Origin of the sequence: Paraglaciecola sp. MB-3u-78, from assembly GCF_002835935.1 — a bacterium.
GTDB lineage: Bacteria > Pseudomonadota > Gammaproteobacteria > Enterobacterales > Alteromonadaceae > Paraglaciecola.
Genome location: NZ_PJCF01000086.1, coordinates 32528 through 47339, shown reverse-complemented (window position 1 = coordinate 47339; position 14812 = coordinate 32528). Strand labels below are relative to the sequence as shown.

At 41.1% G+C, this 14812-nt stretch carries 10 protein-coding genes; 3 read left to right on the top strand and 7 right to left on the bottom strand.

What is annotated here, in order from left to right:
- The first annotated feature begins 167 nt into the window (after positions 1-167).
- Positions 168-2864: a UvrD-helicase domain-containing protein gene (locus CXF95_RS26605; protein ID WP_101201442.1), complete on the top strand. Its 2697-nt coding sequence runs from the start codon at positions 168-170 to the stop codon at positions 2862-2864.
- 150 nt (positions 2865-3014) lie between these two features.
- Here CXF95_RS26605 and CXF95_RS26600 read toward each other — a convergent pair whose 3' ends face one another.
- The 6 genes from CXF95_RS26600 to CXF95_RS26575 all read right to left on the bottom strand — a co-directional run bounded on the left by CXF95_RS26600 (position 3015) and on the right by CXF95_RS26575 (position 8638).
- Positions 3015-3743, bottom strand: a complete 729-nt coding sequence (locus tag CXF95_RS26600; protein WP_101201441.1) for a hypothetical protein — start codon at positions 3741-3743, stop codon at positions 3015-3017.
- Between the two features lie 132 nt (positions 3744-3875).
- Complete coding sequence (locus tag CXF95_RS26595) at positions 3876-4289, bottom strand: DUF2787 family protein (RefSeq protein WP_101201440.1); 414 nt, start codon at positions 4287-4289, stop codon at positions 3876-3878.
- Positions 4290-4568: 279 nt separating this feature from the next.
- Positions 4569-5045 carry a DUF6641 family protein gene (locus tag CXF95_RS26590; protein WP_101201439.1) on the bottom strand — a complete coding sequence of 159 codons (477 nt, stop codon included), beginning with the start codon at positions 5043-5045 and terminating at the stop codon, positions 4569-4571.
- 29 nt (positions 5046-5074) lie between these two features.
- Positions 5075-7069 (bottom strand): AAA family ATPase, encoded by a 1995-nt coding sequence (locus CXF95_RS26585; protein ID WP_101201438.1) that lies wholly within the window; start codon positions 7067-7069, stop codon positions 5075-5077.
- Entirely contained in the window at positions 7066-7983 is a 918-nt protein-coding gene (locus tag CXF95_RS26580; protein ID WP_101201437.1) for a tyrosine-type recombinase/integrase, read from the bottom strand. Before CXF95_RS26580 ends, CXF95_RS26585 begins: the two co-directional genes overlap by 4 nt.
- A 124-nt stretch (positions 7984-8107) precedes the next feature.
- Positions 8108-8638: a hypothetical protein gene (locus CXF95_RS26575; protein WP_157828272.1), complete on the bottom strand. Its 531-nt coding sequence runs from the start codon at positions 8636-8638 to the stop codon at positions 8108-8110.
- Positions 8639-9094: 456 nt separating this feature from the next.
- Here CXF95_RS26575 and CXF95_RS26570 point away from each other — a divergent pair, with 456 nt between their 5' ends.
- Both CXF95_RS26570 and CXF95_RS26565 read left to right on the top strand, forming a co-directional pair.
- Positions 9095-11293 (top strand): hypothetical protein, encoded by a 2199-nt coding sequence (locus tag CXF95_RS26570; protein ID WP_101201435.1) that lies wholly within the window; start codon positions 9095-9097, stop codon positions 11291-11293.
- Between the two features lie 312 nt (positions 11294-11605).
- Entirely contained in the window at positions 11606-11908 is a 303-nt protein-coding gene (locus CXF95_RS26565; RefSeq protein ID WP_101201434.1) for a hypothetical protein, read from the top strand.
- 66 nt (positions 11909-11974) lie between these two features.
- Here the strand turns inward: CXF95_RS26565 and CXF95_RS26560 are convergent, their stop codons facing one another.
- Entirely contained in the window at positions 11975-14809 is a 2835-nt protein-coding gene (locus tag CXF95_RS26560; RefSeq protein WP_101201433.1) for an ATP-binding protein, read from the bottom strand.
- Between the last annotated feature and the right edge of the window lie 3 nt (positions 14810-14812).

Here is a 14812-nt window from a genome sequence, read left to right as displayed (position 1 = left end):
TGCTGATATCATGACTCACTTTGAATTTGAGGATTGGTGACGTGTGGTAGGATATTGGTCTTTTACGCACGCAAACTTGCTTTTCTAAGGGCTTTAAAATAGTACTATAACCCATGATAAGTGCCATTTTCTGATTTTACTGTTATAAGCTATCTGTGAGTATAACCATGACATCTTTAAGCGCCAAAACGCCATTCGAACAGATTGTTAATTACTATTGGAGTAACAGATTTTCAACTGAAAATAATACACTGATCCATCATGATTTTAATCAGGCTATTCGGGCGCGGATAGATGTTAATGATTTCAGCTACAAAAAGAATCAGCAAGCACTCATACATTTACTTCGTAATAAGGATATCTGTGCTTACCAATCAGCGCTTTTAGCGTGCTATTTTAGGGAGCCAGAAAAACATCTTGATCTGGATGTGGATTACCTATCTCTAAACTTTGATTGCAATAATAACGCAGCCGTTGAAAAGTTGCTGTCAGCACGTGGGCTCGTAAAAGCAAGAAACAAGGCTGAAGCGAAGGTACTTAAAGTTTCTTGTGAGTCAGGTGTTGGTCATGTCAATGTCAACACTGACAAGGAAACAGGCGTTATTTACACTCATAGGTTTTCATTAGCATTGTTTGGGAATCTTTATAAACGTATTCAACTTTACATATCTGACGGTTCAAAAGGTAACGGTAGTATCGAGTTCAGAATCGACCTTATTCCAAGTAAATTTACTGACTTTGAACTGCAAATCTTTTTCAGCCACATCAAATCCAACGTTGGTGCTCGTCCATTTGAACAACTGATGAACAAAGCAACCTTTAGCCGTGTAGATATAGGCTTTAATCTGCCTGGCTTGTCACAGCTATTTCTTTATCCAAACCATAAAAAAAATAAGCGAGTTACATCAGGAGAGTCTTTACCTGAAAACTGTCTAGCAGAAACTACCTATCTTGGTGACAGAATTCGAAGCAACTTCTTTATTCTCTACGACAAGATTTTAAAAGAAGCAAAATTCCATCATAGAAGACATGGCAGCCCATTGGCGGAAAAAAAGTCATTCGTAGAAAAACTGGCGGTGACGAGTCGTGTTGAGCGTCGCTATCGACCTAGACGTGATGGGAATAAGAAAGCACTACCTATTAGCAGTCTACCAGACGTTAATATCAGCTTTAAACCGTTAGCTTTTTTTAACCCTAAAATACTACCATTTTTATCAGATAAGGAATTAAAGCGCCTATTGAAGGATAAAAGTATTACTGGTAGTTATGCAGGTAAACCTCATTACCAACCGCTGACTAAGACATCTAGAAAGGAGAAGAAAACGTCTATAACATTAAATTCTCAATGGTTTGATAATGCTAAGAAAGAGTTGGCTCAATCGCTGCTTGATACTATCAGAAAGCCCAAATCATTTAGCAGTAGTGAGCTTGAGTCGTTTAATAATGAATGGCTAGGCGAGATTGAGAAAAATCCACTTATTTCAAATGCGCCGAGCCCTTCCATAGCCACAGGCGTATACCGTTCGTGGGATAAAGCCAAGCATTCACTGGCAAAGCTTACAGTCATATATGGCGGCGCAGGAACTGGAAAAACAAGCTTGCTTTTAGAACGGATGAAATTTCTTCAAGAGCAACAAAGTAGCAAGCAAGAGTGGCTAGTATGTCTAGCATTCACTAATGATGCTGTCGAAGATCTTCAGCTAAGAGCTGTTGAAGAACTAGATCATTCAATCAATCATAACGTGACTATCTCTACCTTTACAAAGTGGTGCGGTGATAGTCTTCGCGAACACTCGTCATTATTTGCAAAGTTTCAATTTATCGGAGACAAAGACAAAGACGAAGACGGCAGTTATCGTCTGGACACTATTAGAAAAATAATCGAAGATCTTGGTTTTTCTAGTCTAAAAGAAAAAGTTGTTGAACAGGCCATTGTGCTTGCCAACAGGGATGTCAAACCACTTTCTCAAGTGGCTGAAACGCTGAATATAGCAGATCATACTGACCAGTTGGTCAAAGTCATTAATGCCTATGAGTTTCGTAAGCGTGAGATGAAGTTATGGGATTTCGATGACGTACTGATACTGTTGGAAAAACACCTAAAGGATGCCGAGTTCCTTTCGAAACTAAAATCTTGCTGCACTCATATGCTGTTAGATGAGATGCAGGATTCAAATCGATTGCAAATCCGTATTATAAAGAGGCTCCTTGAAAGTGATATATCAGTGACAATGGTTGGAGATACCTCTCAGGCAATTTACCGATTCCGTGGGGGCCGTCCAGAGCTTATTGACAAGCTAGTTCGCGATTGTGAATATGCTAAGGAATATAAAGTAGGCCGGCAACACAGAGCAAGTATCCATTTGCTTAGGCTGACTAACTTTGCTCGACGGCATACCGGTAAATTTGCACATGAACTTCGAACAACTCAACCTGAAGCTGGCTGTAAACCGTATTTATCCATTGCTAATACTATCGATGATGCAGTGATAAATGTCAGGCAATATCTAAAAACTCTTAACACCAGTGACGTTCTAATATTAGTCCGTACCAAGGCTCAAAAAAAATCAATCAGTGACCAACTAGTCGATGTTGATGAGAATACGAAAGTAATGACTATGCACGCAGCGAAAGGACTGGAATGTGATGCATGTATAGTTATTGACCCGCGTTTTGCGGGCCAGAAGATGGATGAAAGGCTGGATTATTGCCGTCTAATATACACCGCACTGACTCGACCAAGAAAACATTTACTTATTATTAAAAGTCCAAGCACTTCGCACTATTATGTAAAGGGAACCGACGAAGACATTAATATACTGGATACTATAATATCACGGGCTGACTTATATCATGAATTCTAATCATGATTACCCTGATGCTTAGTTGCTAACCTAATGAGCCTGTTCAATTCAGCAGTGCTGGGTGAAAATAATTATCAAGCTGTTATGTGTAAAGTGGCATATTCGCTAATGATAGTGCTAAAAAAATAAGGACTAATTGGAGTGAAGCCCTTATTTCTTAATGCTTCTTTTCTTTTTGTCTCGCATATCTTTATGGTAAGGGTCGATTGGGCCAAAGCCACGATTGCTGAGTTTGTTCTGCGATTCAGAATATGATGGAAGTGTTTGTTCAAACTTATCATGGATACTGTCTGACGTGAGTATTAAACCGGTAACAACGCGAGTTGGCTTTACATAGCTGTTTTTACAGAAACTATCCAAGACTTTTGGGGGGATTGTATAGTTTCCATGACCTTTAACATGTATTTTCTTGATAGTTTTAATAACAATTTTAAGAGTTGGCTGGCGATCTTTTTTGTCAATTATTCTCAACGTAGTGTCCATTAAATCTGAATCGTTTAATAATCTGAACAAATCAATGACTCTGATATCAGCTATATCCCTGCCTCCGAGCTTTGAGTTTTTGAAATTTTGCAATTTTCTTAAATGGTTTGAGATGTGTGGCGGACACTTGATTCGCTGGTCAAAAAGCTCGTCTGTCGTGTTGTACTCAAGCGCCCATGCTGACTCATTGTTGATGCTATCAATATTTGTCATGAGTGTATCAATCGCATTGTTAATATTTTCGATAGCTTGATTGGTATGTTTCACCAATTGTTTATCGCGAGAACAGCGTCTTATCTTATTAGAAATATCTTCTGGCCGCCTTTTGTAACTTCTGACTTCAGCCATTCTTTCATGTTGATTTTGGTCTTCTATATCTCTTGCTTGCCGACTCATTCTTTAATCCTAATTAATTCAAGCTATTGGTATATATTAATCATTGGCTTGCATCACCACGAAGAGTCTACTCTATCAATTTAAAGTAGACGCTTCATTACATATCATCCTTAGATCGGCAGTTTGACACTTCTAACCGGCACTATTAAAAACAACGTTAAAAACTTCCATTTCCTGCCAGTAATGCAAAAAGTTGCTTTCCCAAATCTGATACATATCTGTTGCTTGCTCGATAGGAAAGACACCGAACAGGTTTTGAAACACACCAGCCTGAAAATCGAAGTCGAGGTCTTTGGCCAGTTCAGCGGTGTATCCACTTCCTACATAACAAAAGTCGGTGATGTAGCAGAACTGCCACGCATCACTTCGTTTCTCTAGTCTTATCTCCACCGGATGAAAACCACCTTTTTCGGCTGAGTAATCCGGATCACGAAAGTTTATCGTGACCGCTTCGCCAGTGAGTTTGTCTTGGTCGATGATCGCTATTAAGGCATCGGCAAGTGATTTAGAAACAGGCAACGCCAGTCCGTCATAGTTAATGTGCATAATGATTTCTCTTTAAAGTTAGATTGGTTTTGTAGAAAAAAGGGTGCTTGATTGGTTGGCACTTGCAGATGGCAATGTGCTGCAAATACTAATTTATTAGCATGCAAGTAAATGGAGCATGTCTATTCATTCGACTTTCTAAACTTGTCGTAAGTAATGCCTGACAGTGGATTGCCATCAATAAGCGTTGAAGCGCTCCACGACATCTTGTTGAATAGAAAAATTAAAAGAGAAGCAGCTATTCCCAATGAACAGCTGTTCACTGAGTCGACTAAGAAATTAAGGTTTACCTGATGTTTTAGCGGTATCAGGCTTGGCTGGTGTGGCCTTTTTACCTATTACCACTTTGGCCGTGATGAAACTATCCAGCTCACCTTGTTCGACGGCAAGGATAATCGTCTCGATGGTTTTTGGTAGGTCTGCTTTATCGCCAACATCGATGGCAGGTTTACCTGTTTGAATATCAATAGGCTTGTTGTTCACTTTGACTTCTAAGAAGTAGTGACCATCGCTATCGTAATACCAAGGCTTAATGGATACGGCGCGTCTTTGTTTGGTGCGCTCTCCGGTAACGGCATCTTTCACCATCTTTTCTCTGAATGCTTCAAACGGTTTGTTTTCCAGCATGCAGGTTGCCATTTCCTGTTGTTGCTCTAGTTTCTCAATCAGCTTCATACGTTTACCGATAATCGGTAGTTTAGGCTCGATTTTAGGGCGAGCAGTAACCTTGAGAGAACTCAATAAAGATGTAGTCATGTTGTTTACCTTTTGGGTTAGTGTGGCTTCTAGATGAAACCGATAGGTTGGTTGGGTTGCTTGTGACGGTTTTCTTCGATAAGCAGTGTCAATGCCTGTTGCCGAAAATCACCATCGGGTTGAAACCGCATGCGACGCGCCACAATAGCGAAATCACCTGCGGTTAAATTGGTTAACCTAGACAGTTGTTGTCGTTCCTGTTTGCTTATCTGTCTAAGTGATAAAACTCGCTTGAATAACCGGAATGCCTGTTCAACGTTTAGGCACTGCGCTTCGAGTTTAAAATCAAATCTGCGCAGTACGGCTTTATCCAATAGTTTGGCGTAATTAGTGGCGGCAAACACTGGCTGCTCAAAACATTCAATTTGTGTTAACAGCTCATTGATAAGCTGGATGTTATGGTGCTCACTAACACGCTCACGTGACACTAATAAACTGTCAACTTCATCCAGTAATAACGCGCTACCACGCTGCTGTGCGTCATTAAAAATACTGGCTATGTTGGACTCACTTTCGCCAACATACTTGCTTAAAACGTCGGAGCAACGCACTGACACAAGCGCTAAGTCATGTTGCTGCGCTAAGTAATGCGCATACGCTGTTTTACCTGTGCCAGGCTCGCCAGATAACAAAATGCGAACCGGTGCTTGATGCCACAATGCCGTTTCTATCTGCTTGGTAACGTCATTACCTTGTTTGAAGTTTAATAGACTTGCATCAAACGGCATTTCTGGTTTGTAGCGAAGTGGTGTGTCCAATAACGAAGATGCATTAAGCGTGTTGTGAACAACATCCGATATCATCTTTTGTGCGGCTTGGCCGGATACCTTTATCGCTTTTGCCACATGCACTGCATTGCCTATATGTGCTGGTGTGATATGCGGCGTGGTGAGTAGAGTATCGATATAGTCTTGCTTAACACCTAAACCACGAAACGCCTGTTTTGCCAATGGCTCGATGTGTTTGCCTTCGATGGCACCGACTTCAAGCACCAGTTTAAAGCGGCGAATAAAGCTCGGCTCAAGGCATTGAACATGGTTGGTTATCCAGATACACGGCACCGGATTACTTTCTAACAGTCGGTGCAATGTGTCTTTGGCGTAATACTCATCACTGTCGGCAAAGATAGACTCGCATTCATCCACCAGAAACATTGAAGTGGTGCTACTGCTTAGCAGTAATTGCATCGAAGATAGGTATTGCAAACGCAATCGGCTATGACCAATTAAGTCATACCTGTCTTGTGCCTGTTTAAGTCCATCACTTGCGGTGCGTGTCTCGTAAAGGCTTTTGGATATCGACTTGGCAAGGGCTCTGGCCAGCTCTGTTTTACCTGTTCCGGCATCACCGTAAATCAGAATGTTAACGCCGCTGAGCGCTTGCTTAGATGCACTATTTAGATAGCGACAAAGCGTATCGATATCCAGATGAGCAAAGTCTTTCATTTTAAATACAGGCGATGGGCTTTTTACCAATAAGTGCGCGAGATAAGCTTCTGTATCGGCAAGTTTAGACACAGTTAATAACCGAACTTGGTTATCTGGTAGCACCACGTCATTGGTGTCGGTGAGTGTTGAAGAGCGAATAAATCCGCTTGAGGTCAAGCTATCGAGATACTCAAAACAGGTGCTTTCATCTAATCCAAACTGGCTAAGTAAAGTCCGATGAATATCGTCTGCTAAATCACTAAAATACAGCTCATCGATAAGTTGCCGCAGCGCACTCGATGCACTGATTGCAATGATGTATTCAATAATATCCATGCAAGCCACAGGCACTCGATAGACATCACAAAGTAGTCGCGCATTATGTGACACCACATCGTTTAGGCTATCACTTGTGATGGTAGCCAGCGCAGTCTTAACCTGTTTTAACGACAATGGTTTGTTGTGATGTACCGTTATGCCAGCGAGCTTTGCCAGCGCGTCCGTATCCAGTGCTTTGAACTGGCGTTCAGTTAAACCGTTTGTGATCAATGCTGTGGCATAGTGCGCCGCTAACGCTGTTATAGCCTGACGACTCATGATGTTGCCACGTTGGATGCGCCGTAACTCAGTGTTGCCGCTGCTTTTTGCATGACTTTATTGTCACGCTTGTCATAAACAACGGTGGTGCTGATGTTTTCGTGTCCAGCCATTAGGCGCACCGTATTCAAATCGATGTTTTGCTCCAATAAGCGAGTGATATAGGTACGACGTAAGTCATGCGGTGATACCGTGGCCAGACCTACATGCTTTGCCATGTTACGCACCAACAAATAGACGATTTCGGTTGTGATACCTCGATTAACATTAACGCGATTAGACTTATTCACCGGATTAAACACATAACCAGTGTCATAGTCTCGAAGTAATAGCCATGCATGAATATGCTCAACACACCACTTAGGCAAAAAGGCCGTTCGACGTTTGTTGCCTTTGCCTTTTTGCACGACTAAATGGCTCTCGGACAGTGTTAAATCACTCAGCTTGAGCGCAACCAACTCACTACGACGAAGACCAGCACCGAGTAACACAGCGAAAATAGCGATGTTACGCACGCCGATGATGCTGGTGTCTTTGGCTAAATAAGCAAATAGCTCACTCACTTGCGTGGCGTTAAGCGGATTACCTTGATGCTGAGAGGTCTTTTCCAGCTTGATGGCACTGAGTTGAATAAGCTGGTTTTCCGCCACTAAACCCATTAGTACACCGACTTTAACCACGTTTCGAATGGCTGACATGGCGCGATTAACCGATTTGGCAGATGAGCCGTGCTGAATGAGCTCTACTTTTATCTGACATGCCATCTGATAATCGACTTGATGGAACATGGCATCGCGTTTATCCAGTGGCCATTCCATAATATTAGCCACTTTATATAGCTGAGATCTGATTGAGCGCCGACTATTAGGCGCAAGCCTGCCTAGATACAGCGCAAGTGGACTTGCTGTAGTCATATGAACTCCAGTTTGGTGAGTATTTTGATTAGATTTGAGTGAAAAGTGACGTGCTAGCAGTACTGCTATGTATATACTAGCAAGCCTTTTGAGGAAGGAATAGAGCTGTTTTTGACCTGGGTTATTAGGTAACTTTCACCTTTGATTTTTTACGTTTAATTGCTTTCCACTGATTGGTGAAGTCAAGTTTCTCAAACCGTTGATTTAGTCTTATGTGCACTACTTTAGTTTGCATAGACAAGGGCAACTCATTGCATTTGTACTTAAAGCCAATCCTATTGCTCGCTAGATTTTCTTTGCATATTTCTGTACACGTTATATAAAAAAAACTGTGAAGTTTATTTAGTATTTTTATGATTTCTGACTGCGTTAGACTCATTTTGCTTCGTGTGGCCAAGTCGAATAGGCTCTGCTTTGATATCATCTCATAACCGTCGCTTACTGCTCTTGAAGCCGCTAAATAAAGGATCCCTTGCTCGCCTATACTCGAAATACGAAATTCTTCTTTAGGCAATGTAGTAAACAAGGGGTCTAATTGCTTATTCGTAAGTAAATCAAACAACAAAAAACCTAACCTTATGTCTTTCGCCTTAAGATATGGATTTCTAATAAGGTTCTTTATATAGAGATCGAAGCCATACTTAGGTGACTTCATTTTACTCATCTCAGTAACAAGCTCATTTTTATTGAAAACATGTGATGTGCTTTTAACAAACTTTGTTCTAAGTGAGCCGTCAGGTAGCAACCGGATTGGTTTTTTCTTCGTTCCTAGTTTTGTCATCCTGTCCACCGAATTTTTGACTTTTTTAAAAAATAAAATGTAGTTGCAAAATATATAAGAATATTGAAATAAAATACAGTTAAAACAATAGCATAAGGCGTTATTTTATTTTCGTTATTAATAATAAAACGAATTACAATTGCTAACTTTATTAATTTTGAAAATTTAAGTAACAAAACTCCGAAAAAAAACTCTTAAATCATTGTTTTACAATGGTTTTTATCCAATTTTGTTTTATTTAAATATAGATGCTTATTACGGTAACGGTTAACGCGTCAATCCTTAATATGTGTGTTGTCGAATCGACACATAATGATTTAGGGGTAAAAAATGATTAATATAAAAATTGAAACAAACAAACCTAGCAATGTACCAGTGCCAATGGCAACGATTCTAAATGCGCCACTGCCAATGGCAGCGAGTCTATCTGCTGAGTCCGTTAAGGATATTGATAAACGACTATCGTACGTCAAAACATTTATTGAAAGGTCATCAATAATTCTTGGCATCCCAATCAGGAATATGATTTTTAGATACAAAAAATCAACTGGGGGATTTTGTATTATCAAAAATGCTGAAAATCCAGAAGAAGCGTCTAACCTTCTTATTAACAGCGGTTATCGTAGGCAACATCTACAGCTAAGGATAAGGCCAGATAATAATGAAAAGCACAAAATATTAAATGTCAAATTTAAATTATACCAAAAAGGAAAAGAGCAGAAATTAGAAATAAATGAACTCATTACAATGTACAGGCCTGCATTGTTCAAGCTTGACAATGAACAGTTACTAAACATGTTCATTGTCATTGAAGACAATGGGAGTTGTAACTTTAGCAACATAACCGACATCTTCCTGGACAATGATTGTTGTTGTGAATATGCCAAGTTTCGCCGGACTTTTACAATGCGTTTTAAGCCGGGTTTAAAACAACCAAAAATCATCTCTAAAAGACTTCAAAATACGGAATTATTCGTTTATTCAGAAGAAAAATTTATTTTGGAACATTGTGACGGCTTAACGCCAATGCCAATTCCACTGGGCTTTCCCAATCAAACTGCTGAATTACGGAAGTTTGAACCTGATTTCGTTCCAAGCTATATCTATGAATCAGCATCTTATATTGCAAAGCATGCGGATTGTAGAGTTGAAGTTGTAATACCTATTTTGCTAGGGGTTTTGCGTGCATGCATTGGCAATGACACCAAAGTTATAATGAATGATTTTCCGTACAATAATTTGTTTACTGGAATTTGGGGTTTGATAGTGTCGCAACCACACTCTAACACCAGCAAAGCCATCGAGATCACATATAAAGTATTTGAGCCCCTCTTATCCCATGCAAATAAAAAATTTATGGATGAGTATTCGAAAACTTTATTAAGCAATGAAATTAAAAGTTTGAACTTCAATCGCGACAAGGCTGAATTAGCTGCTGCGCATCGAATGAAGATGAGGTTACCTTCGCACTCCGAATTTGACGGAGCCGCTGAGTACTATTTGCAGTCAGTTTATTTTCCTGAGGATTGTTATGAAAATAGATTGATCGTCAAGAACACAAGTCCAAGTACCACAAAAAAGTGTGTGTTAAAAAATGCCAATGGATTATGTGTATTTGAGAGTGACTCTACTAATTTTCTTGCTAACTTAATGGAAGGCAAAGATGATGTTCTTAAAACTGTTGTTACAGGGTCTTTTCACTGCGACAGCGGTATAGCACTCGAAAAAGACATAGGAAATAACCGTACATCAAAATTTGGATCTTTATCATATGTTGGCGCTTGTAAGCCCAGGACTTTGGCAAAGTCCATCCAGTCTGCATTGGATAATGATAGCTCATCAATAGACAGTCTAAAAATGTTTCAGATGAATTTCTATTGTGAGAATGATGCTGAGCCTTCACTGCATGAAGAACCTGAAAGTAAGTTAGCTGAAGTGAGTATCAAAAAATTATTAGAAATTGCGGATGCAGTCTACCGCGAGTCTGACGATATTGAACGGAAAATTGTTTTGACTCCATCGGCAGAGGACTTGTATTCAAATTGGTTGAAAGACGTACGAGCTAGGACAAACGACCTGAATCTTCCAGACTTAACTCGCCACTTCTACTCAGGATTTGAGACAATAGTACCAACACTTGCGACGATTTTTAAAGTGATTCAGAGTTACGATTCTGATGAAATTGAAGACTCTAGAGCATTAGAAGAAAACGACATAAAAATGGCGATTAATTATGCTGTTTATCTAGAGAGTCATACGTTAAAAATTCTTGATGTTGATGTCAACATTGCTGCTGAGTGTGCTCAAGTTATTCTAAAAAATATTAGTAAGCTAGACGAAAAAATCACAGTTAGGGAGGTAGCTCAAAAAGGTTGGATCATTATTGGTAGGAACTCCAAGCTCGCTGAGTTGGGGATACTATTGTTGGTTCAATGTGGGTTTCTTTATGAGGATACAACGGATAAATCTAAAACTCAGTGCTGGCGACGAAACGAGTATCTGCATGAATCGAAGTTGTTAGATATTTAATACTACTACTCAGAACACTCAGGTAACGTGTTAACAGTTTTCCTGAGTGTACTGAGTGTATAAAAGTTGTGGAGATTATCCCTTCATATTGGAGTGAAGGAAGCTACCCAATATTGTGCCAACCTGAATAATGGTGTAATGATCAATTAATATTGGCCACGCTTTATTGTATTGCCAGTATCTTTCGGGCTTAACCTACACCAAACTTATCCTGATTTGGCTTTTATAGCCAATAATGTAATCCGTTATTTGTCATTAGCATCTCAACCAAGTTAATATCACGCTACTTATAGTAAAATCTTATTATTTTTAATGAAACTACTCAATACCTACGACGACCGTGACGAAGCCGAAAAGGCTGAAGCGTTAATCACTGGTGAAAAACGTCTTGCCAGTGAGCGTGATGGTACCGAGGTTATCTATAACCTTTTTGGTCAGCCAAGCTGGAAAAACCTCCACCTACTTAAGATGTTTAACCTGCCGCTGCTTCAAAAAATACTCGAGCAGCGCAAGGCGAATCAAAACTATGATCAAGCCAAACATCAGGAAATCATTTCAAGGCTTAAGTATGCGGCTAAATCGTTTGAGTTAGTCATACCTGCGCATTGGCTTTGAGCACTAACACAACGCTGGATCTATGGAGGTGTTGGTTGTTAAATCAGCCAACACCGCCAGTTGACATTAATCTTCCTCAAACTCAGCACTACTAAAACGCAGCACATTACAATTTTCTTTTATAGTGCGCTGCATCGCTTCATCAAAGCCATCTTTTGACTTAGCTTGAATCTCAACAGTTATAGATACATCAACACCAAGCTTGGCAGTAAATTGCTGCACCACTTCATCAACGATGGTGGCAAAGTCCATTTTGGCCTTAACCGGGTCTAGGTCAATGTTGCCATAGAACTGTCGCTTAACAGCTGTTTTGATTGAATCGGTTTGTGGTGGCTCGCCTAATGATGTTGGTTGAGGTAGTCCACCATTTAGGCCACTCATCGGCGTAGGTGTAAAAGCATCCCCACTGCCAACAGTTTGAGTGGGCTCCGGTTGTGGGGCTGGTTTTGTGCGTTCTCGGTATTCTAAGGCTGCGTCTCGGTCGATTAGCAAACAGGATTCATCCAAGGTTGGCAAACCATTGTTACCAAAACGGAAGCCCAGATAGTGGTCACCGTCCTTACCTGCCGCATACGCAAAGAAGTCTTCGTTTTCAAGGCCCTTAGTCAGTGCATTTTTGTAAACCTGGTCATTGACCAGTCTCGGTAAATAAAGATAGTGGCAAGTGTCTTGGTAAATCTTTAATGCACTTACGTCTTTTTGGCCGTCTTTGATGTACCACTGCGCCATCAAGTTTCGTAAATGTATCGGTGACCACTCTGTGGTTAGCCACTCTTCCTCTCGCAGTTTGTTTTCAATTTCCTGTACTAGGTTTAATGCGTTGGTTGATACAGCGACCGGCTCCCAGTCAATTTTTTGGTCGGTAGGCTTAAATTGTTGGGGACAAATTATCCACTTATAGGTTTCTCGCACCATTTGTGTCAATGCTCTTTCAGCTGCCTCCGCGCTTTTCTTTGCAATTTTTGCTTGAAAAGCATCAAGATTGAGCCTGTCTTCCTGGAGGTCTAATACAATTTCCCTCCATGCCAAATACGTTCTTCCGCTATCATTTAATCGGCTGACAACATCATAGTCGGCGGCCAGGAAAACTAAACGATTACGTTTTTGGCGTGGCTGTTCTCCGCGGAATTGTAAAATCTTTTCGGCAGCATTAACCGCAGCAGTAGCGTCCGTGCGGCTATACCCTTCGTTAGGTGCCAGCACTACTAATCTCGGTCCTGTCCCATAATCGTCGGGTACATCGTTGGAATCGGTAAAGACATGGATCCCGGCAAATATATGTTGACGGGCGAAAACGCTACTCACACGTTTTTTGAGTTCTTCTTTTAACATCAACTTATCAATATTTTGTTTTCGGCTCTCCATCTCCTTACGCAAATTAGGCTTAGTATCCAACCAAAACCTGTCCTGATCTGAATAGAGGTAATGCAAGCGGTCGCGCAACCTTTTCAGTACATCTACAAACACCCCTACAGTTTGGCCTGGTTGTGTGCTACCAAGCAATACTCGTTCAAGCTGGATACCTTTAACCACCTGATCTTTTCCTGCAGGGGCGCTCCCTAAGAATATCGTGCGCATCGTTCTATGCGCTGCTTGTACGCTACCAAAACGCGTATCATCACCGTCAATTCTATGTGGTTCAGAACGTGTACCGTCGACTTCACGCTCAATAACAGGCTCCCACCCCTGAGGTAAATAATGAATACTTTTATTTCTAACTAAACTGTCATCTAATGGCACAGACCCTGGCAAAATGAGTGCGTCCTGATTATTGTCATTCCATAAGCGATTGATAATAACTGCCATATATTGCAGCACACCGCGAGTTCTTTGAAATTTATCCAGGGTTGACCAGTCCTCATATAAACGGTCAAAAATCTCTGGATGGATGGGGTACGAATGACACATACGCTCGAAATATTGGTTCGACTGAGTTTCCACGGGAAAGTGCTGCGCATGCAGGCGATAATAGTCACAAAACTGGCGGCTAATACCTTCAACCTGAGCCCGTTCCCCCGCATGGTCAAACAGGCGTCTGCGCACAATTTCAAAGGCCTCCTCTGTTGCTACCGGCTTCCAAACAGCTTCCACCCTGCCAAAATGTTTTTCAAGTGCTACCAATGTTTTCTGCCCAAAAGCATCACCAGCTTCTGTTTCTGATTCGGGGAGAGATGCCAACAAAATGGCATTGGGCACCGCTTTAAACGCTTCAGTGAGGGCCTGGATAAACTTCAAATTGCTTTCGTAACTGCCTGCATTGAGCTGCTTACCGGGCGTTAGATCGCTAAAGAATTTTTGTAATTCGTCAACCAACACCACGCAAGGTGCTGCTTGAGTTAGCAAGGCCACCAATACGTCTTTGCCTGGCGCTGTAGCATCACGGTCACTGGCCGCCACCAAGTTGTAACCTTCATCACCCAGTAGTTGCCAGGCCATTTCACCCCATAAAGTGTTGGCTACAAGAGTCCCGTGACTCTTCCCCTGGCTGACTGACATGTTGATCCCATCTAATACCGCCACTTTGGCTGCAGGCAAGTCATGAATACCTGCCTGATCCAACAAAGGAGATACACCTTCCAATTCATTGGTACTCACACTTCTTCTGGCTAAATGTAATACCGCCAGCATAGTATGGGTTTTACCACCGCCAAAGGCAGTTTGTAGTTGAATAACCGGGTCGCCGCCTAAACCAGCCAAGCGTTGAGACACTGAAATCAACAGTAATCGCATTCCTTCAGTAATAAACGTCCGAGAAAAGAATTTTTTGGCGTCCTGATATTCAGCCGGTGCCGTACCATTGGCTACCTGGGTAATATCCGCGGCAAATTCAGATTGTTTAAATGTACCGTCTAATACGTCTTTGTGTGGGCGTGCAATTTCGCGCCATGGTTTTAAACTCATTAC

What these genes read in the sequence shown, in the direction of transcription:
- CXF95_RS26575 (WP_157828272.1), bottom strand. Translation starts at nt 8,638, where the DNA reads ATGAAGTCACCTAAGTATGGCTTCGATCTCTATATAAAGAACCTTATT.
- CXF95_RS26580 (WP_101201437.1), bottom strand. Translation starts at nt 7,983, where the DNA reads ATGACTACAGCAAGTCCACTTGCGCTGTATCTAGGCAGGCTTGCGCCT.
- CXF95_RS26600 (WP_101201441.1), bottom strand. Translation starts at nt 3,743, where the DNA reads ATGAGTCGGCAAGCAAGAGATATAGAAGACCAAAATCAACATGAAAGA.
- CXF95_RS26565 (WP_101201434.1), top strand. Translation starts at nt 11,606, where the DNA reads ATGAAACTACTCAATACCTACGACGACCGTGACGAAGCCGAAAAGGCT.
- CXF95_RS26590 (WP_101201439.1), bottom strand. Translation starts at nt 5,045, where the DNA reads ATGACTACATCTTTATTGAGTTCTCTCAAGGTTACTGCTCGCCCTAAA.
- CXF95_RS26595 (WP_101201440.1), bottom strand. Translation starts at nt 4,289, where the DNA reads ATGCACATTAACTATGACGGACTGGCGTTGCCTGTTTCTAAATCACTT.
- CXF95_RS26570 (WP_101201435.1), top strand. Translation starts at nt 9,095, where the DNA reads ATGATTAATATAAAAATTGAAACAAACAAACCTAGCAATGTACCAGTG.
- CXF95_RS26605 (WP_101201442.1), top strand. Translation starts at nt 168, where the DNA reads ATGACATCTTTAAGCGCCAAAACGCCATTCGAACAGATTGTTAATTAC.
- CXF95_RS26585 (WP_101201438.1), bottom strand. Translation starts at nt 7,069, where the DNA reads ATGAGTCGTCAGGCTATAACAGCGTTAGCGGCGCACTATGCCACAGCA.
- CXF95_RS26560 (WP_101201433.1), bottom strand. Translation starts at nt 14,809, where the DNA reads ATGAGTTTAAAACCATGGCGCGAAATTGCACGCCCACACAAAGACGTA.